Genomic DNA, 18,512 nt, shown 5'->3' on the forward strand with positions numbered 1-18,512 from the left:
GCCCCAGGGCGGCATCACGTGTAGGGATGACAGGCAGCCTGCAAGGTGGGGTAGAGGCATCGACCGCCGCCTCCTGAAATATCCGCACAGCCACAGGATCTCGCCCTACCCTGGTCCCCCAACGATGGCAACGCGCACCTTCAGGGGGAACCATGGCACAGGACAAGTCGTCAGACGTCATATCCGACTGGTGGGTTCCAGAAGATGGGCCTGAAGCAACCACTCCGGGCACATACAGCGTGCTTGAATCTGGAAATGCATTGGTTCGCCTACATCGACCCATCGGCGGCGAATCCGACTTCTTTTCCAACACACCGGCAAGACACCCGGTAATCCATGGCAACGTCTTTGGCAAATCGGTAACACTCGTCAACGCCAGGGTGAACAAATGGCGCCTCGGTGGGGGCAACCAAGCAGACATAGAGATGCATCCACAATTGGCACTGGAAGGCTTGCTACTTTCCCAGGACGAACTACGACTAACGGAAGCAAAGGTTCGCATCCAAGGCCAAGACGACTGGATCGCAGAACCCAGACTCACGCAGGAATTCCATCCAGATGGCTCGCTAAGTAGAATCAATATGCCATCATTTACCGAACGGGTCGCCTGGGCCCAAAATGGATGCATCACAATCAAGGACTTCTCCCTCTGGCGCTACAGCAACACAGAAGCATCGATCAAAGGGAAGACGGGATTTCACTTCCTATTCGAAGAGCCAATCTCCTTGAAGGATTTTTTCGACAACCAACTACGTGGGCTACAAATGCTCATGACCATGGTCACAGGAAACCGGTGCGGCATCGAGAGCCTGCGCTTCACGGACTCCACTTGGGAAATAGACGGAGAAACACCTCCGGAACCGCACTGGGTCACGGCGCGCCTTAGAGCGCCTGAAAGAAATACGACCGGACACCGGCAGGAAATTCTGTTCCCGTTCGAGGAGTTCGATTGGGAAGCTCAGGCTCACAGGATTTTCGACCTATCCACCGCCTGGACGTACACCACCGAGCAATGGGCACTCCTCCTCGACAGCCGATTCGTCTGGCCGGTGGCTCGGTTCGCAACAGCAGCTTCCGCCGTGGAGGCACTCGACAGAATCCTCCACCCGGACGGGCCGTACGTTCCTGATCCCGAGCTGATCTCCAGAGTTAAGGAGGAACTAAGCAAAACGGAACTAAAGAGCAGGGATCGAGCGAAACTTATATCCGGCCTACGCCCCCGGGAAACCTCTCTTGCGCAGCGAATTGCCCGGCTCGCAAGCTTCACACCCGAAGCGATGGGAGAGTTGATCGATCAGCCCGTATGGGCTGATCGAGTTGCCAAACTGCGGCATGTGGTGAGTCACGGGCTGGAATCATCCGAGGATTTCTCGCATGACACACGCTCAGTGCAATGCGCATCCGAAATACTACTGCACCTCCTGGAGTGTACGTTCCTTTATCACTTGGGGTTCACTCCTGACCAAATCAAACAACTCAAGACGCAACATCCGGCAACATGGCAACGCAGGCAGATAATCTCGGAGTGCTTTGACTTGCTGCCTCCATCAACAGGTTAGGCCCGCTATACGGGGCGAGAACCAGAGAATGAAACAGACGAGGAAACGGACCGTGGATCTCATGAACGCCGCTCCGACTTCACCTTCTCTATGCGCTCGCTGTAGCACCAAGCTGAGCCGCGGTAACACCGACACACATTGCAGCCCATGCCGTCGCACCGTCGGCCCGGGAGCCTCAGTCGGCCCCGAACGCGTCGTGTCGTCAGCCGAGTCACCGCACTGGCTCTCCAGCGAGACAGAACGGGCTGCCCCTCCGGACGGCTCAAACCTGGCCGATGTGCTTAAGGCGTATCGAGCGCTCCACAGGCTCAAACAACAGGATCTCGCGGACTTGCTCGGCTACGACCAGTCGTACGTGTCCTTACTCGAACGCGGCAAGCGGACCATTCGGGATATGGACGAACTCCGCCGACTAGCTGGCGCGTTGTCGCTGCCTGAGGATGAGCTCGGTTTGCTCCCGGCGGCCGAGGCTGCGGTCATAGTCGCAGTCCCCGCAGGTGATCCGGCCGGCGGGAGTCCACTCGCCGCTGTGGACGATCAGCGCCGCTGGCGTATGACGCGTCGCGAGCTCAATCGTCACCGGGCAGACCTTACGAAGGCTGCCGCCCGGCTGTACCCGGAGGTCTCCCGCGCAGGGAACAGCCCGGTACTCACCCGCGAGTCGTGGATGTGGCCCGAGCCGGTCGACTTCGCAGACATCGAGCTGGCCTGGCTGACGCAGACCAGTCCGCCGGAAATCAGCGGGAGGGAGAAGGAGTCTGAGGGCGTCCGGCCTCTCGCACCCCACGGCGCCAAGTTCGATCGCTACACCCAGGCAATCAGGATGATCGACCGCCCGTCCCTGTTCGTGAACCGACCGAGTTTCCGCCTGCTCGATGTCGCCCGATCGGAAGGCCGCCCCAAGCTGTCGTTCGGCTACACGACCTACTTCGACATGGCCGACGTCTGCGAAGGGGTGGCACATGAGCTGGCGAGCGCATGGCTGAAGACGGGAAGCGACCCAGCGTGGATCAGTGATCCGAGTTGGGCGGAACTTCCTTTCCGGGGCCTGGTCGGAGACCCGTTCGACCTGGCCCACCGGCCACTGCTGCCGTCCATCGACACCTTGACCATTCGGCTCGGTCCCGACGGAGCGTCGTTCCCCCTCCATCACCGGTCTGCGAGCAACGTGGCGCTGGCCGGTGGGAACTACCACGTCATGCCGGCCGGGGTGTTCCAGCCCTCATCGGTAATGCCCTGGGACCAGTCGAATGACTTCAACCTCTGGCGCAACGTGCTTCGGGAGTACGCCGAGGAGTTCCTCGGAGACCCGGAAGCCGACGGCAGCAGCGGCGAGCCGATCGACTACGACGCCACCGAGCCGTTCCGCACTCTCAACCAGGCTCGCCGCGAAGGCAGGGTGCGCCCGTACTGCTTCGGGATCGGTCTGGACCCGCTCACGCTGGCTGGCGAGATCCTCAGCGTGGTGGTCATCGACGCCGACGTCTACGACTCCGTCTTCTCCGGCATGGTGTCCCGGAACTCCGAAGGCACCGTCGTGGCAGGCCGGGGCGGCGACAGCGGCGCCGGGATTGAGTTCACCGAGACCAACATCCGTCGCCTACTGGACAATGAACCCCTGGCATCCGCCGCCGCCGCGTGCCTCGACCTGGCGTGGCAGCATCGCGGGCTCATTCTGGGCTGAGAGGCAGATCAGTGCGCGTACTTGTGACCGGCGCCTACGGATTCGTGGGCAACGCGGTTGTACGACGGCTCGCCGAGGCAGGCCACGACGTCGTGGCGCTTACGCATAGGCCGGCTGATGCCCCCGTGCCGGAGCTGCCGGTGTCCCAGGTCTTCCACGGCGATATCCGCGATGTGAAAGCCCTCAGGGCAGCGCTTGATGGTGTCCAGGGTGTGTGCCACCTCGCGGCTCTGACTCGAGTCCGCGAATCCTTCGAGCGGCCGGAGGAGTACCAGGCCGTCAACGCCGGCGGCACAGTGACACTGCTCGATGCGCTGGCTACCGCCTCTGCGGGCTCGGAGGCCCCCACGGTCATCCTTGGCTCTACGGCGGCGGTCTACGGGGCGCCGGAGCAGCAGCCCATCGGCGAAGACACCGTGCCCGCTCCGAGCAATCCCTACGGGACGTCGAAGCTGGCCGCAGATGACGCGCTTCGGGCCCGAGCGGAGGCCGGCGGCATCAAGGCCGTGAGCCTGCGGTGCTTCAACATCTCGGGCGCCGTCAGCGGGGTAGGGGACACGGATGAGAGCCGCATCATTCCGAAGGCGGTGGCCGTGGCGGCCGGCCGCTACCCGCACCTTGAGATGAACGGCGAAGGCGACGCAGTCCGGGACTTCGTGCACGTGGACGACTTGGCGCGCGCCTACGTGTTGGCTCTTGAGGCCGACGCTTCTGTCCCGTACCGGGTCTACAACGTAGGTGCCACCGCGGCGAGCATGCGGGAGATCGTGGCCACGGTTGAACGGGTATCCGGACGGGAGGTGCCCGTAGTGCACCGCCCCCCGCAGCCCGAGCCGCCGCGTCTAGTGGCCGACATCTCCAGGATCACCACTGATCTCGGATGGAAGCCGGAGCGGTCCAGCCTTGACCAGCTGGTCGGCGACGCGTGGTCGGTCGTGTCCGCCGGCAGTCACTAAGACTTCGCCAAGCGGTCCTTGACGCTCTCCGGCAGGCTGGCGAACGCCGCACGCCAGCGCTCAAGGGCCGCTTCGCTGTTCGCCGGGACGGTTCCATCCTTGCTCAGCGCCTCGCGCAGGGCTGCTTCAACCTCTGTGCCTGCCTGCAGAAGCGGCAGGGCCCAGTCTGCGGCGCCGCGCGAGTGGTCAGAGAGCCGGGGCGGGAACTGGGCGAAGACCCCCTTGCCCTGGTGACCGACGACGTACCCCTCCGCTCGCAGCAGAGACACGGCGTTCTTCACCACGGTGCTTGATGCGCCCGAGCTGTTGATCAGATCCTGCGCTGAGGGCAGCGCGGCGCCGTCGGGCAGCTTGCCACTCCGGATGCGTTCCCGCAGGTCATCAGCCAGCTGAAGGTATGCCGGCTGCCCTCGAAACTCGGTCATCGGGGTACTCCTCCACTCGCAGGTGTTGTACCTAGTACACCAGTCTTCCCGTATCCATTCCGCCGATCTAGGCCGAGCCGCTTGCCAACATGGTGCACTAGGTGCACCATGTCGTTCAGAGGCCAGCGAGTACGCGGCAAGCCTCATATGACAAGCCGTCATTCGATTCCGGAGCTCTGCGCGGAGAGGCTTGTCGCAAGCAAGAAGGCCGCGGAAACAGCGGCTCAGCAGCGAACAAGCGACTCATGAGGGGCCTTCTTTGGGCTGCTCTGAGCTGCACCAATGCACAGCCGACAACTCAACAGCGTGATCCACCGCATCAAGACGGCCGCGACCGCACCGGCCGAGGCGAGTGGAGACCAGCCGACCGAGAACGGGCCCGCGTCACAACCGGGCCCCACACCCCGTAGGGGGACACGCCATCGGCTCTAAAGATCCGCACGGCCAGACCTTTGGCTGCCACAACCTCCGGGAACTCGGACCGCCCGGATCGAGCGGCGCCGTGCGAAGCCCAGTCCGACCCTCACCAACGACCACCGTCACCGACGCCCGACCTCACATGCCGGGCGTCGGTGGCCGTGGCTGTTCGTGGATTCGAGCAGCTACCTCAACGACGTGCGGCCCCGGTGCTGGAACACCGGGGCCGCTGTTCGGGCCCGTTCCTCCACAGAAGGAGCAAGACCCATGAAGTCCATCGCTGCACTTCAGAACCTCGTTACCCCGTGGTCCGACGGTCTGGAGCCGTCGGAGGCGGAGCTGGACGCGATCGAGTGGGAGATGCCGCTGATCCTGGCGGAGGTCGACCTGCTGGACGCGGAGATCGCCGTACTGGACCGCACGCCGTCCGAACTGGACGAGCGGCGCATCCGCCGGGCCCGCCGCAAGGCGCTGGCCGTACGGCGGACGCTGACCAACCAGGCCGCCGCGGCGAGCATGCCGGGCGGTGCCGCATGACCGCCACGCTCGCCTCGCTGAACGCGCCGATGCAGGCCCTTCGTCTGTTCGCCTCCGAGTTCCCGCACCTGCCGGCCCCGGCCGTCTCCCTGTCCGCGGTCTTCCCCGAGCTGCTGGAGCTGTCCTTCCACGACGACTTCGCGGGGTTCGAGGCCTGGCGTGAGGCGCTCGGGATCGCCCCCGAGACCGTGAGTTCGCACGTTCACGCTCATGGTCGTACTCGCGTCCTGAAGGTCGAGACTGCTTACGCCGGGGCCTGGTTGAGGCTGGTCGGCTTCGCCAAGGTTCTGGACTCCGAGGTGGAGCGTTCACGGGCGGAGGTCGCTTCGTGAACCGTGTTCAGATCCGTTCATCCGAGCGCGCCCTGTCGGCCGGGACATGGCTGATCGTCGGCGGGGCAATGCTCTACTCCGTCCTCACCGTCACCCCGCTCATGGCCGCCCACACCCCCGCCGAATGGCGATGGACGGCCCCGATCCTGCCGCTCGTCGTCGACGCCGCCGTGGTGATCGTGGTCCGCCTCGACTCCGTCCTGGCCCGGCTCGGCGGGCATGGCGGGGCCTGGCCGGTGGCACTGCGGTGGATGACCGGCACCATGACGCTCGCCTTGAACATCGGGGTATCGGCCCTGGCCGGGGACCTCGTCGGGGTCGCCGTGCACTCCGTGGCACCGCTCCTCCTGATCGTCACCGCCGAAGCCGGACTCGCCTACCGGCGGGCCCTGACCGCGGCCGTCCTGGCCATGGAAGCCCGCAAGCAAGCCGAGGAGGACGCCCGGGACCGAAAGGTCACGGAGCGGGAGGAGAACCGGCTCCGGGCAGCGCGTGAACAGCGCGACCACGAAGCGGCCATCGCCCGTGAACAGCGTGAACACGAGGCGCTTTTGGCCCGTGCGGAAGCCGACCGGCAAGACCGTATCCGGCGCGAGGAACGGGACCGGGCGGAGGCGGCGGAGCGGGCGGAGAGGGAGGCCCGTGAACGCCGTGAACACGAGCGTGAACAGGCCGCCGTCGAGCTTGAACGCCTGAACCGCCAGGCCGCGCAGAAGCGCGAGCTGGAGGCCCAGCAGCAGGCCGAGCGTGAACGCCGTGAACAGCTCCGTGAACAGGAGCGGATCGAGCGTGAACGCGCCGCCCTCCTCGCGGCCGGGCCGCCATCGGAGAAGCTTCCGGAGGAGCAGGCGCGCGCCACCGTGGCCGCCGCGTTCGCGGCCGGGGTGCCGGTGAGGGTGGCCGCCGAGCTGTCCGGCTGGTCGGTCGGCTGGGCCTCCACCCGCTACCAGGAACTCCGCGACGCCAACACCGCCGCGGCCCTCGGCTGATGGGCGCCCTTCCCATCTATCGATGGCGGCTTGCCCCCGAGGGGCTGGCAACGCGCCGCCAACTGCGTGCGGTGGGGCTTCGGCCCGGTGGCCAGGACGTCGTCGCGCAGGTGGAGCGTCCTCGCCGCCGGCGCGGGCCGTTGGTCGCCTACCTGTACCGCGTGGACCTGGCTAAGCCGGTCCGGCCCATGACCGAGAACCGATGGGCCGCGCTGGAGAAGGCGAACGATGCCCGCCGCCAGTGTCCGGTCTGCCGGGAGCGCCTCCCGTACGTGATCCCCACCTCGCGCGGTATGTGCAATGCCTGCGCGGATTCCCCCCAACTCGCTGCCTGACCGGGAGGTTCACCATGCTCTCGCCCGCTCCGCAGGGCTCGCACATGTACGTGCTGACGCTCCAGAACCAGCACGGGAACATCTGCACCCTCTCCGGCACCTTCACCCCGGACCCCGGCACCACCCGCCACGACGTCCACCAGCAGCTCCGCGAGGACGCGGTCCGGCGGTACCCGTCGCTGGAGAACGCGACCGTCGTCTTCTTCTCCCTGGAGTCCAACCATCTCTGAACCACCTCAGCGAGGGCCCGACCGCCAACCTCCTACAGCGTCGGCCGGGCCCTCTTCTCCCCTGAAGGAGCACGTTCAGCATGACCGACACCGTCACCGAACCGCAGGCTCCACCCGAAAACACCACCCCCACGCCGCCCCCGTCCGAGAACGCCGCGGCCGCCACGGGTAAGGAGGTGGAGCACACCCCTGGCGGCTTCCCCGTGGGGCCGTTGTCCCTGACCGGGACGAACACGGTCGCCGGACTCCTGGCAACCGCCGCCCTGGCCGGCGGCCCTATCGCCGCCGCTATCGCCATGACCGGCGCCGCTGTCCTCGGTACTGCCGCCACCCACCACCGCAGCAAGAACTGCAAGAAGAAGCCCGCGGCAAAGCCCACCTCAACCAGCTCTCGTGTCGGCGGTAGTGGCGGGCGTGGTGTCTTGGGTCGTATCCCCTCTCAGCCCCGCACGAGCCCTCGTACCGGTGGCGGATCCGGATCCCGCCGTACCGCTGGCGGGCAGGCCCGGCACCGTGCAGGCGGTGTGGCCGGTGGCCGGTCCGGCGCCTCCTTCGGGAAGGCCGGTACGGCACGGCAGCGTGCTGGCCAGGCCGTTGGTCGTCTGGCCAGTGGCCGAGCCGGGCAGGTCCAGGCCCTGCGCGCTCAGGCCAAGACGCAGACCCCGACCCGATCCGCCGCCCGCACGGCTGCGGTGCAGGCCCGCAGGCAGGTCGCGGACACCCGGCGAGCCGCGAAAGCCGCCGACCGCGCCGCCTCCGCCAGCGCGAAGGCCCGTGGTCCGGCAGCCCACACGCTCGCCAAGACCATGGGCAAGGCCGCTGCCGTCCGCGACAAGGCCGTCGGCGCCGCCCGCTCGATACGGGACCGCAACTCCCGCCGGGCGGTCGCCAACGGCCGGACCGGTGTGCAGGAAGCGGCGCACCGCAAGCGGGTCGCCGCGCTGAAGGCCCCCGCGCAGAAGGCCGCACGCCGGGCACTGCGCCGCTCCGCCGCACGCTTCCAGGCCCGCCGGGCCGCCTCCGCCATGCTCGGCGCGATGCTCGGCGTGCTCGGGATGGTCACCACCCCGATCGGTCGCAAGCTGCGCTGGGGCTGGCTGATGTTCCCCGGCCGGCGCCTCTACCAGTACCTCGTCGACCGGGCCCGCGCCGAACGCGAGGAGCGGGACGCGGAGATCCGCGCCCAGCTCGAAGCCGACGAGAAGGCCGCTGAAGAGCAGGCCGAGACAGAGCGCGACCAGGACACCGAGGGCGACCGCCTCGGTGACCGCGCCACCCGTCCCACCAAGAACGTTCCCGCACCTCCCGCCAGCCAAGGAGTAGCTGTGAGCAACGCATCCGGGTTCAGGTTCGAAGAGCTGGCCGCCGAAATGGAGCAGGCAGCCCAGCAGTACGAGCCCGAAAGCGCCATGGAGATCCTCGCGATGATCGAGGGCCTGCCCGAGGCGCTGACCTCGATCGCGGCGGTCATGCAGATCCTCGCGGAGCGCTCCGACACCGAGTTCCCGCTGGAGAAGGTCGTCGCGGACGGCTTCGCCGACATCTACGGCGCGATCAACTCCGCCGTCGCCGTGGCCGAAGACCTTGGACCCGCGTTCCGGGAGGCCCACGAGGCCGACATCGCCCGCCACGAAGACCCGCGCAACGGGCCCGAGGCTGAGAAGGGCTGGAACGTCTGACATGACGAACACCCACACCATCGAGCACAACGGGCTGGCGTTGGACTGGGCCGCCGGCCACGGCCCCATCACTGGCGCCCTCTCCGCGACCACCGGTGCGTACGCGGTCGCCACGGTCGGGACCCTGGCTCACATGCCCCCTTCTTGGGCGTTGGCTGTCGGCGCCGTCGGGGCGATCGGTCACACCGCGTCGGGGCTGCGGCAGAAGCTCGCCGCCCGCACCATCAGCGCCCGCGCCGCCTCCTGGCTGCTCGGCTCCGGCTGGACGACGTGGGCGCTGGCCACCGGCCCGCTCACCTGGACCGCCCTCGGATCGCTGGCCACCATCGGCGTCGCGATGGGCGCCGCGGCCCGCTCGGTCGGCTTCTACGAGGAAGCCCGCGAGCTCGAAGCCATCGCCCTTGCTGAGCGGCAGGTGGCCCGTGAGCTGTCTGCCGAGCGGCGGGGGATCGCGGCGGAGTGGGTGGACCGGGTGCAGCGGGTCTGCGGGATCACCTTGCGGATCGTGGCGGTGGAGATGTGGCCGACGAACACCGGCTTCACGATCGACGCCGAACTCCCGCCCGGCGGCACCACCTACGACCGCATCGCCCGGGAGAACGCCCGCCTGTCCGCCGATGCCCGCCTCCCGCACGGCTGCACTGCCGCCGCCTCGCCCGGCATCGACCAGGGCCGCGTCCTCATCGACGTCACCACGACCAACGTGCTGGCTGCTGAGGTCGCCTACCCGTCCGACTACACCGCCTTGTCGATCCACACCGGCATGCCGTGGGGCTACCGGACCAACGCGGAGGAGATCCTCACCTACCTCCGCGAGCAGTGCGCCCTCGTCGTCGGGCCGACCGGATCCGGCAAGACGAACATGGTGCACGTCATCCTGGCCGGGTTCGCCCGCGCCACCGACATCCTGACCTGGGTCATCGACCTCAACGCCGGATCGGCCGGCCTGCCCTGGATCCGCCCCGCCATGGACGGCAGCGGGAACGGCCAGACGGTGCGGCCCGGCATCGACTGGCTCGCCGCCTCGCACGACGAGGCGCTCCTCATGCTCGATGCCGCACTGCGGATCGGCCTGTACCGCAAGCGCGCCTACCAAGACCTCATGGCCAAAGCCAACACCGACCTCCTCCCGGTCAGCCACGAGATTCCGCAGATCATGCTCGTCATCGACGAGGGCGCGGAGATCCTCACCAGCACCGACCCCGAGACCCGGAAGCTCGCGAAGAAGATCCTCGAAGTGATCCGGATGCTCCGCGCCATGGGCATCCGCACCGTCCTGACCGCCCTCGGCGCCACAGGCGCCGTCCTCGGCAACGTCATGATCCGCCGGGAAGCCAAGACGCGGGTAGCCCTGACGGGCGGGGCGACGGAGGGCATGGACCTGTCGAAGCTGTTCCCCGGAGCCAACGGCCTGCGGATCGAGCAGGCCCCCGACAAGGGCACCGGCTTCATGGGCACCCCCGAATCCCCCGCCGGCCTGTTCGGGACCTGGCGGATCCTGCCCACCCAGATCCGCGACATCGTCCACGCCACCTCCGACCGCCACCCCCGCCTCGACGCTGTCTCCGCGAAGGCGGCCGGCCCGGACTACGCCCGCCGCTGGGACCACGCCCGCACCGCGTGGATCAACGAGCACGAGCACACCGCCCCGAACCTCGACAGCAGCCTGCCCGGGACCACGCCTGCGGGCCGGACTGGCGGGGGTCTGAACCTGTCCGCGCACCGCGAGCAGGCTCCGGGACCGACCGCCACGGACGGGGTGGACGCCGAGTTCCAGCGACTCATGTCCGTCGAATTCGCCCCCGCCCCGGAGCAGGAGGAGGAGGCGCCCCGGCGGCCGGGGTTGAACCTGTCCGCGCACCGCGAGGAGGACAACGCGGCCCGGCAGGCAGCCCTGACCGTCCTCATCGCGGCCGGGCCGGAAGGGACCGGGGCGTCCGCGATCGCCCGGCAGCTCGACCGGTACGGAACCACCCGCCAGACCGTCGCGGGATGGCTCAAGACCTGGACCGACGAAGGCCAGGCCATCCGGATCGGGACCGGCACCAAGACCCGGTACGTCCACCACACCCACGCCCACAACATCCCCGACGAGGACTGACCTTGTCGCTTGTCACCACCCCCAACAGAACACCCTCCCCGGCCCCCTCAGGGGCTTGGAAACGGTGTCTGACCTGGGAGGCGACAAGCGACAAGACAAGCGACAAGACAAGGGCACGCGACAAGCCAGACGACAAGCGACAAGACAAGCCGCCACCAGACCACACCTAGACGTTTAGGTGTGCTCCGGTGCTCACCAGGGAGCCCAACCGTGCATGGACACACCCACACGAGCACCACCCCCGCCACCCGCTACGGCGACCCCATCGTCTACCCCACCGCCATCCAGCAGCCCGTCATGCAGCCCACCGAACTCCCCCCGGGAGTCGAGATGGTCACCCTGCCCAACGGCTACCGGACCCTCGCCTACACCCAGCCCACCGCCCCGGAACCGGTCGCGGTGCAGCCGATTCCGGCGTGGGCCAAAACCACCGCGCTCCTCGCCCCGACCGTCGGCGGCGGGATCGCCGCGGCCGGGTTCGGGATCTCCTACGCCGCCCCGGGACTGATCGCCATGACCGAAGCCCTCTGGGCCGCCATCGCCCTCATCGCCGCCGGCGTCATCGCCCCGATGCTCCTCCGCGTGGGACGCGGGGCGGGCAACCGGGGGGCGGCGCCCGTGCAGCACGTCACGCAGAACATCAGCGCGTCCGGGCTGTTCGGCCGTGCCACCGGAACCATCAACAACCGCTGAGGAGAGCACGTGCGACCCCGCATCCGCCGAACCACTTGGCCTCGCCCGGCGCTGGTCCTGACTGATACTCCCCAGCCTGCGTGCCCCCTCTGTCGCGGGGAGGGCGGCCACAACCACGACTACGGCGACCACAACGGCGAGTACGCCGGCACCGACTGGGAGCCCTGCACCTGCTGGGACGAGACCCGCCGATGGGTCCTCCTCCCGCTCCCGCACCGCCGCTCCGGCGGCTACAGCGACGAGCCGCCTTTCTGACATGCAAGGAGGGCGGCCCCCACTCACGCCAATGACCGGGGCCGCCCTCATCCAGAACCCATCAGAACTGGAGACATCCAGGATGACCCATCAACCCGCATCCGCGCTGCTGACCGCCGCGCTCGATGCCGCCGCCCTCGGCTGGAGCGTGTTCCCGCTCCGCCCCGGACAGAAGCGGCCCGCCCTCCACGGCGAAGAACACTGCCCCACCCTGGGGGACTGCGCCGGAGGCCACCGCAAGTGGGAGGACCGCGCCACCAGCGACCCGGACCGCATCCGGCGCGCGTGGGACCGTCTCCCGTTCAACGTAGGCATCGCCACCGGCCCCTCCCACCTTGTCGTCGTGGACCTCGACGTCCCGAAGGACAAGGGCAGTTCGGACGCGCCTTACGGCGCGGACACCTTCAGGGCGCTCTGCGAGCGCGCCGGGCAGGCCGTCCCCACCACCCTTTCGGTGCGGACACCCACCGGAGGGTCCCACCTGTACTTCACCGCCCCGGACGGGATCCGGTTGGGGAACACGGCGGGCCGTCTCGGCAGGCACATCGACACCCGGGCCTGGGGCGGCTACGTCGTCGCCCCCGGCAGCACCACAACGGCCGGAGCGTACGAGGTCACCGACCCCGTGCCCCCGGCGCCGTTCCCCGCGTGGCTGTACGGGCTGCTGGCCCCCAGGCAGGCCCTGCGCCAGCTCACCGGCCGCCCCGCCACCCAACGGACCGGCAAGTACGCGGCCGCCGCGCTGAACGCCGAGACCGCGTCGGTCGAGTCGGCACCGGCCGGGGAGCGCAACGGGACCCTGCTTCGGGCCGCGCGAGCTCTGGGGCGGTTCATCGCCGCGGGCGACCTCTCCCGGGACGTGGTTGAGGAGGCTCTTCAGTGGGCGGGAGAGTCGGCCGGCATGCCGTCTGCCGAGTGCCGCACCACGATCCGCTCCGGTCTGAACTGGTCGATCGCCCGCAACGCGATGCGGCAGACGGCATGAGCCACCGTCCCCGCTCCTCCCTGAAGAGCCTCACCCAGACCCCCACCGGCCCCAGCTCCGCCGAACCGGCCCCGGCCGCCGACGGCAGTGGTGCGCCGAAGGTCGTCGCCGAAGGCGTCCCTTCATCTCTTCGTCCTGACCCGCACCCGGCGGACGGCCGGTACGTCGTCGCCGTCCTGCACATCTGCGCCCCGCGCGGCGCCGTGCCCACCGCCACCTCGAAGTGCGAATGCGGACACGACCGAAGCGCGGTCGGACAGCGCAACGTGCTCGCCCTCATCCAGCTCCACACCGACCACCGCGACGTGTGCCCGTTGGGCCGCGTCGCTAACACCAGGAGGAAGGCCGCATGACCGCCGAGACCACCATCGCCCCCGCGCCCACGGTGGCCACCACGGACGGTGCGCTGCTGCTGGACGAGGTGGAGGCCTTCCACCGGCGCTTCAACGTCTTCCCGACTGAAGCCGCGTACGTCGCTGTCACGCTGTGGGACGCGCACGCGCATCTGCTGGACTGCTTCGACTCCACCCCGCGGCTCGCGTTCCTCTCCCCGGAACCTGGGTCGGGGAAGTCCCGTGCGCTGGAGATCGTGGAAACGCTGGTTCCTCAGCCGCTGGTTGCCGCGAACGCGTCCGCACCAGTCCTCTTCCGGGCCGTCTCCACGCTGGAGACCCGGCCCACGATCCTCTTCGACGAGGTAGACACGATCTTCGGCCCGAAGGCCGGAGACAACGAGCCGTTGCGCGGGTTCCTGAACGCGGGGCACCACCGGGGCGCCGGCATGTGGCGGTGCGTCGGGGACGGCACCAACCAGACGGTGCAGGAGTTCCCGAGCTTCTGCGTGGTGGCCATGGCCGGGCTCGGCTCGCTGCCGGACACAGTCCTGACCCGGTCGGTCATCATCCGCATGCGCCGCCGGGCCCGCAACGAGTACGTCCAGTCCTTCCGCCGCCGCCTGCACGCCCCCGAAGGCCACGCGCTTCGCGACCGCCTCGCCGTCTGGGCGGACAGTGTCCGGCACCTGGTTGATGGCGTGTTCCCGGAGATGCCCGACGAGGTCACCGACCGTCCTGCCGATGTGTGGGAGCCGCTTATCGCGGTTGCGGATGCGGCCGGGGGTGACTGGCCGGCCCGCGCCCGTGCCGCGTGCGCGCAGATCGTGGCCGCCTCTAAGCAGGACGACAAGGGCAGCATCGGCATCCGCCTGCTGACCGATCTCCGTGACCACGTCCTGAACGGGATCGAGCGCCTGCCCACCATCGCCGTGCTGGACCGCCTGTACGCGCTGGAAGAGGCGCCCTGGGCGGACATGGGAGGCAAGCCGCTGACGTCCCGGAGCCTCGCGAAAGTGCTCCGCGAGTACATGACCGGGGACAACAAGCCGATCGAGCCCCGCAACATCAAGAGCGGCGGCGCGGTCCTCAAGGGCTACTACGCGGCCGACCTCGCGGACGCGTGGGCGAGGTACTGCCCTCCCCCCACCCCCTGAGAATCCGCTACTGCCGCTACCTCCGCTACCTCGCAGGTCAGAGCCCACGCGGAGGTAGCGGCTAGCCCGGATCTATCCGCTACCCCAACAGCAACACCCGCTACCGGCCCGGCCCTCAAGGCCGGGCCGGTCGCGTATCTATCCGCTACCGCTACCCAATCCGCTACCTCAAACAGGCCCCTGACCAGGGCGGTAGCGGCGGTAGCGGCAGTAGCGGATATCTACGAGCGGGGCAGAGCCCCGACATCCGATCGCCGTGGAGGCACTCCGATGAGTACCGCAGCCATGTCCGTCGCCCCGGTCCTCTGCAAGGTGGAGGCAGCAGCCGAGTTGCTGTCGCTCGGCCGCTCCACCGTCTACGAGCTGATGGCCGCCGGAGAGTTGCCGTTCGTCAAGGTCGGCCGGGCCCGCCGCATCCGCCGGACCGACATCGACGCGTTCGCCGCCCAACTCCAGCCGCAGTCCGTCTGATCTCAGCGCAGCAAGCAGGCGGCCCCGGGACCCTCCGGGGCCGCCTTCCGCATGGAAGAGCAGGAGCACATGAGTCCCCGTAAGCCGAACATGGAGTCGTCCATCTACCTGGGCAGCGACGGGTGGTGGCACGGCCGCGTCACGATGGGCGTGAAGTCGGACGGCGGCCCCGACCGCCGACACCGCCGCGCCAGGACCGAAACCGAGGTCAGCAAGAAGGTCCGCGAGCTGGAGAAGCTGCGCGACGAGGGTCGGGCCACGAAGGCCGGGCGGAAGCCGACCGTCGCGGAGTGGATGGACACGTACCTGTCCACGATCGCGAGCCTGAAGCTCAAGCCGCGCTCTCTGGACGACTACTGGTCGAAGACCCGCAACGACATCATCCCCAGCGTCGGTAAGCACCGCCTCGACAAGCTCGCGCCGGAGCACCTGGAGGTGATGTACGCGGCCATGATGGAGGAGGGGCACGCACCGTCGCACGTGGTCAAGGTGCACCGGATCCTGTCCCGCGCTCTCAAGATTGCCCACCGTCGGAGGCTCATCAGCGAGAACGTCGCCACGCTCGTCGACCCGCCGTCCGTCGACGAGACCGAGGCGAACCCGTTCTCGCGGGACGAGTCGAAGGCGTTCCTCGCGGCCGCCGCGAAGCGGCCCACGTTCATGCGGTGGGCCATCGGTGTCGGCATGGGCTTCCGGCAGGGCGAAGCCCTGGGCCTGCGCTGGCAGTACGTCGACCTGGAGCAAGGGTTGTTCCACCCCGCCTGGCAGCTCCAGCGCCTCACCTGGAGGCACGGCTGCAAGAACGCGCACGCCTGCGGCGCCCGGCTACATCGGTTCGATCCCTGCCCCGCCGAGTGCTCCACCCACAAGGCCTACAAGCGTGGCTGTCCGCAGCCGTGCACGAAGACCTGCCGCCGGCACGCCAGCACCTGCCCTGAGCGGAAGGGCGGCGGGCTAGCGTTCACCCGGCCGAAGACGAAGAAGAGCCAGCAGCCCGTGCCGATCCCGCCGCCCTTCCTGCCCTACCTCCTGGAGCACAGGGCGAAGCAGGACGAGCAGCGGCAAGCCGCCGGGGAGCTGTGGGAGGAGTGCGGCGCCGTGTTCACCCGGGCCGACGGCCGGCCGCTCGATCCGCGGGCCGACTGGGAGGAGTTCAAGGAGCTGCTGGAGGAGGCGGGGATCAGCGACCGGCGCCAGCACGACGGGAGCCGTCACACGGCGGGGACGATCCTCAACGAGTTGGGCATCGACATGCCCACCATCATGGAGATCCTTCGGCACACGCAGATCAGCCAGACGAGGCGGTACGTGAAGGGCCGCTCCGAGCTCTCGCGGGAGGCAATGCGCCGGATGGGTGAGGCATTCATGCCTGGCCCCGATCCGGTGTCTGAGACCAGAACTGAGACCGACAGCACCCGGGCGGCCCGTGCACGGCGGCGGCGCAAGATCCGGTAAAAAGCAAAACCCCCAGGTCACGGCGAGTGAGTCCTGGGGGTTCTACAGAGCCGCCTTCGGGATTCGAACCCGAGACCTACGCATTACGAGTGCGTTGCTCTGGCCAGCTGAGCTAAGGCGGCACCGCTGGGAAGACAAGAATTTCCCTGGTGGGAGGCTCTCATCAGCAGCGGCCCAAAGTCTACAGGGTTAAACGGGGTGCCTCGAACAGGGTCCTTCGACGGCGCCGTCGGCCGGGGTCAGCACTTCTTTCCGTCCTGCGGAGCGGTGCCTTCCAGGAGGTAGCGGTTGATCGCCGAGTCGATGCAGTCGCTGCCCCGGCCGTACGCGGTGTGGCCGTCGCCGTCGTAGGTCAGCAGGACGCCCGAGTCGAGCTGGCCCGCCAGGGCCTGGGCCCACTTGTACGGGGTCGCCGGGTCCCGGGTGGTGCCGACCACCACGATCGGCGGGGCGCCCTTCGCGTGCAGTGCCTGGGCCGTGCCGGTGGCCTTCGCCGGCCAGTACGCGCAGTTCAGCGAGGCCCAGGCCAGGCCCGCACCGAAGACCGGGGAGGCCTTCTCGAAGGAGGGCAGCGCCTTCTCGACCGCCTCGGGCCCGGCGAAGGCCGGGGGCTGGTCGAGGCAGTTGACGGCGGCGTTCGCCGACATGAGGTTGGCGTACTTGCCGTCCTGCTCGCGCTCGTAGTAGCTGTCGGCGAGCGTCAGCAGCCCGCTGCCGTCGTCTTCGTTGATCGCGGCCCCGAGCGCCTCGCGCAGCTGCGGCCAGGCGTTCTCGTCGTACAGGGCGGCGATCACCCCGGTCGTCGCCAGCGACTCGCCGAGCGCGCTGCGCGACCGGTCGGTCGTGGGGACCGGCTGGGCGTCGACCTTGCGGAAGAACTCCTTCAGGCGCTCCGCGATCTGCTCCGGGCTGCCCTTGCCGAGCGGGCAGTCGGTCTGCTTCGCGCAGTCCGCCGCGAAGGCCCGGAAGGCGGTTTCGAAGCCCTCCGTCTGGTCCCGGTTCAGGTCGGCCGCGGGCCGGGAGGGGTCCATCGCCCCGTCCAGCACCAGCCGGCCGGCCCGGCCCGGGAAGAGGTCGGCGTACGTCGCCCCGAGGAAGGTGCCGTACGAGGCTCCGACGTAGTTCAGCTTCTCGTCGCCCAGCACCGCGCGCAGGACGTCCATGTCGCGGGCGGCGTCGACCGTGGAGACGTGCGGCAGGACCCGCTGCGAGTGCGTCTGGCAGGCGGCCGCGAACTCCTTGAAGGCGGCCACCAGCAGGGCCTGCTCCGCCGGCGTGTCCGGCGTCTGGTCCACCTGGGTGTACTTGTCCATGGCCGGACCGTTCAGGCATTCCACGGGGCTGCTGCGGTCCACGCCGCGCGGGTCGAAGGAGACCATGTCGTACGCGGCACGCACCGGGGCCGGGTAGCCGATGCCCGCGTACGCCTGGAGGTAGCCGATGCCGGATCCGCCCGGGCCTCCCGGGTTCACCACGAGCGAGCCGAGCCGCTTGGAGGGGTCCGTGGCCTTGCGGCGGGACACCGCGATGTCGATGTCCCCGGCCCCGGGGTTCGCGTAGTCCAGCGGAACCTTCATGGTCGAGCACTCGAAGCCGGGCACACCGCACTCGCGCCAGGTCAGCTTCTGGTCGTAGTACGGGCGCAGCGCGGCCGGAACGGCGGTCGGCTCCGCCGACGTCGCCTCGGAGGCCCCGCCGGACGACGCGGCGGCACGGGGTGTTCCCGAACCGCCCGAGGTGCACCCGGAGAGCAGTAGCCCCGCAGCGGCGATCACGGTCCCGGTGGTGCGCAGCAGGCGACTGGTGTCCATTCCCGGAGCCTACGGCCTGCGGGCGTACCCGGGGCGGTCGTGCCCGCGCCGGGCGGCGGGCGCCCGCCCGGGCGCGGGGCGCCGCCCCGCACGGACCGGGGGCGTCTCC

Annotated in this window: 18 protein-coding genes, 1 tRNA gene and 1 pseudogene; 17 read left to right on the forward strand and 3 right to left on the reverse strand. The window is 68.9% G+C overall.

Features of this window, described 5'->3' with window-relative positions:
* Positions 1-152 precede the first annotated feature (152 nt).
* The 3 genes from OG898_RS10050 (at position 153) to OG898_RS10060 (ending at position 4,199) form a co-directional block, all read left to right on the forward strand.
* Entirely contained in the window at positions 153-1,559 is a 1,407-nt protein-coding gene (locus OG898_RS10050; RefSeq protein ID WP_266956257.1) for a HEPN domain-containing protein, read from the forward strand.
* A gap of 61 nt (positions 1,560-1,620) precedes the next feature.
* Positions 1,621-3,243, forward strand: a complete 1,623-nt coding sequence (locus tag OG898_RS10055) for a helix-turn-helix domain-containing protein (RefSeq protein ID WP_266960171.1) — start codon at positions 1,621-1,623, stop codon at positions 3,241-3,243.
* A gap of 23 nt (positions 3,244-3,266) precedes the next feature.
* On the forward strand, positions 3,267-4,199 hold the full coding sequence (locus tag OG898_RS10060; RefSeq protein ID WP_266960173.1) for an NAD-dependent epimerase/dehydratase family protein: 933 nt from the start codon (positions 3,267-3,269) through the stop codon (positions 4,197-4,199).
* On the opposite strand, the gene OG898_RS10065 is transcribed toward OG898_RS10060, so the two are convergent.
* Entirely contained in the window at positions 4,196-4,624 is a 429-nt protein-coding gene (locus tag OG898_RS10065) for a winged helix-turn-helix domain-containing protein (RefSeq protein ID WP_266956259.1), read from the reverse strand. The genes OG898_RS10060 and OG898_RS10065 overlap by 4 nt on opposite strands.
* Positions 4,625-5,308: 684 nt before the next feature.
* Between OG898_RS10065 and OG898_RS10070 the strand changes: the two genes are divergently transcribed.
* The 14 genes and pseudogenes from OG898_RS10070 to OG898_RS10135 all read left to right on the forward strand — a co-directional run bounded on the left by OG898_RS10070 (position 5,309) and on the right by OG898_RS10135 (position 16,592).
* A complete protein-coding gene (locus tag OG898_RS10070) occupies positions 5,309-5,578 on the forward strand; it encodes a DUF6284 family protein (RefSeq protein WP_266956261.1) in 270 nt (89 codons plus the stop codon).
* On the forward strand, positions 5,575-5,910 hold the full coding sequence (locus tag OG898_RS10075) for a hypothetical protein (protein ID WP_266956263.1): 336 nt from the start codon (positions 5,575-5,577) through the stop codon (positions 5,908-5,910). Before OG898_RS10070 ends, OG898_RS10075 begins: the two co-directional genes overlap by 4 nt.
* Positions 5,907-6,899 (forward strand): DUF2637 domain-containing protein, encoded by a 993-nt coding sequence (locus OG898_RS10080; protein WP_266956265.1) that lies wholly within the window; start codon positions 5,907-5,909, stop codon positions 6,897-6,899. Before OG898_RS10075 ends, OG898_RS10080 begins: the two co-directional genes overlap by 4 nt.
* Positions 6,899-7,234, forward strand: coding sequence for an RRQRL motif-containing zinc-binding protein (locus OG898_RS10085; RefSeq protein ID WP_266956267.1), 336 nt, complete (start codon positions 6,899-6,901; stop codon positions 7,232-7,234). The genes OG898_RS10080 and OG898_RS10085 overlap by 1 nt, the downstream gene beginning before the upstream one ends.
* Positions 7,235-7,248: 14 nt before the next feature.
* Positions 7,249-7,464, forward strand: a complete 216-nt coding sequence (locus tag OG898_RS10090; protein WP_266956269.1) for a hypothetical protein — start codon at positions 7,249-7,251, stop codon at positions 7,462-7,464.
* A gap of 524 nt (positions 7,465-7,988) precedes the next feature.
* The gene (locus tag OG898_RS10095) at positions 7,989-9,143 is read left to right on the forward strand and encodes a hypothetical protein (protein ID WP_266956271.1); all 1,155 of its coding nucleotides are present in this window, start codon (positions 7,989-7,991) and stop codon (positions 9,141-9,143) included.
* 1 nt (position 9,144) lies between these two features.
* Entirely contained in the window at positions 9,145-11,244 is a 2,100-nt protein-coding gene (locus tag OG898_RS10100) for a hypothetical protein (protein ID WP_266956273.1), read from the forward strand.
* Between the two features lie 264 nt (positions 11,245-11,508).
* Positions 11,509-11,937 carry a hypothetical protein gene (locus tag OG898_RS10105; RefSeq protein WP_266960175.1) on the forward strand — a complete coding sequence of 143 codons (429 nt, stop codon included), beginning with the start codon at positions 11,509-11,511 and terminating at the stop codon, positions 11,935-11,937.
* A gap of 9 nt (positions 11,938-11,946) precedes the next feature.
* Positions 11,947-12,192 carry a hypothetical protein gene (locus OG898_RS10110; RefSeq protein ID WP_266956275.1) on the forward strand — a complete coding sequence of 82 codons (246 nt, stop codon included), beginning with the start codon at positions 11,947-11,949 and terminating at the stop codon, positions 12,190-12,192.
* Positions 12,193-12,274: 82 nt separating this feature from the next.
* Entirely contained in the window at positions 12,275-13,177 is a 903-nt protein-coding gene (locus OG898_RS10115) for a bifunctional DNA primase/polymerase (protein WP_266956277.1), read from the forward strand.
* On the forward strand, positions 13,174-13,530 hold the full coding sequence (locus OG898_RS10120; protein WP_266956279.1) for a hypothetical protein: 357 nt from the start codon (positions 13,174-13,176) through the stop codon (positions 13,528-13,530). Before OG898_RS10115 ends, OG898_RS10120 begins: the two co-directional genes overlap by 4 nt.
* Positions 13,527-14,663 (forward strand): annotated as a pseudogene (locus OG898_RS36235) (DUF3631 domain-containing protein); the annotation flags it as partial. The gene OG898_RS10120 and the pseudogene OG898_RS36235, both read left to right, overlap by 4 nt.
* A 273-nt stretch (positions 14,664-14,936) precedes the next feature.
* Positions 14,937-15,137 (forward strand): helix-turn-helix domain-containing protein, encoded by a 201-nt coding sequence (locus OG898_RS10130; protein ID WP_266956281.1) that lies wholly within the window; start codon positions 14,937-14,939, stop codon positions 15,135-15,137.
* A 69-nt stretch (positions 15,138-15,206) separates the two neighbouring features.
* Positions 15,207-16,592 carry a tyrosine-type recombinase/integrase gene (locus OG898_RS10135; protein WP_266956283.1) on the forward strand — a complete coding sequence of 462 codons (1,386 nt, stop codon included), beginning with the start codon at positions 15,207-15,209 and terminating at the stop codon, positions 16,590-16,592.
* A 48-nt stretch (positions 16,593-16,640) separates the two neighbouring features.
* Here the strand turns inward: OG898_RS10135 and OG898_RS10140 are convergent.
* Both OG898_RS10140 and OG898_RS10145 read right to left on the reverse strand, forming a co-directional pair.
* A tRNA-Thr gene (locus OG898_RS10140) sits at positions 16,641-16,714 on the reverse strand.
* Between the two features lie 117 nt (positions 16,715-16,831).
* Positions 16,832-18,403, reverse strand: a complete 1,572-nt coding sequence (locus tag OG898_RS10145) for an alpha/beta fold hydrolase (protein ID WP_266956285.1) — start codon at positions 18,401-18,403, stop codon at positions 16,832-16,834.
* Positions 18,404-18,512: the final 109 nt, after the last annotated feature.

Source organism: Streptomyces sp. NBC_00193 (genome assembly GCF_026342735.1).
GTDB lineage: Bacteria > Actinomycetota > Actinomycetes > Streptomycetales > Streptomycetaceae > Streptomyces > Streptomyces stoeckheimensis.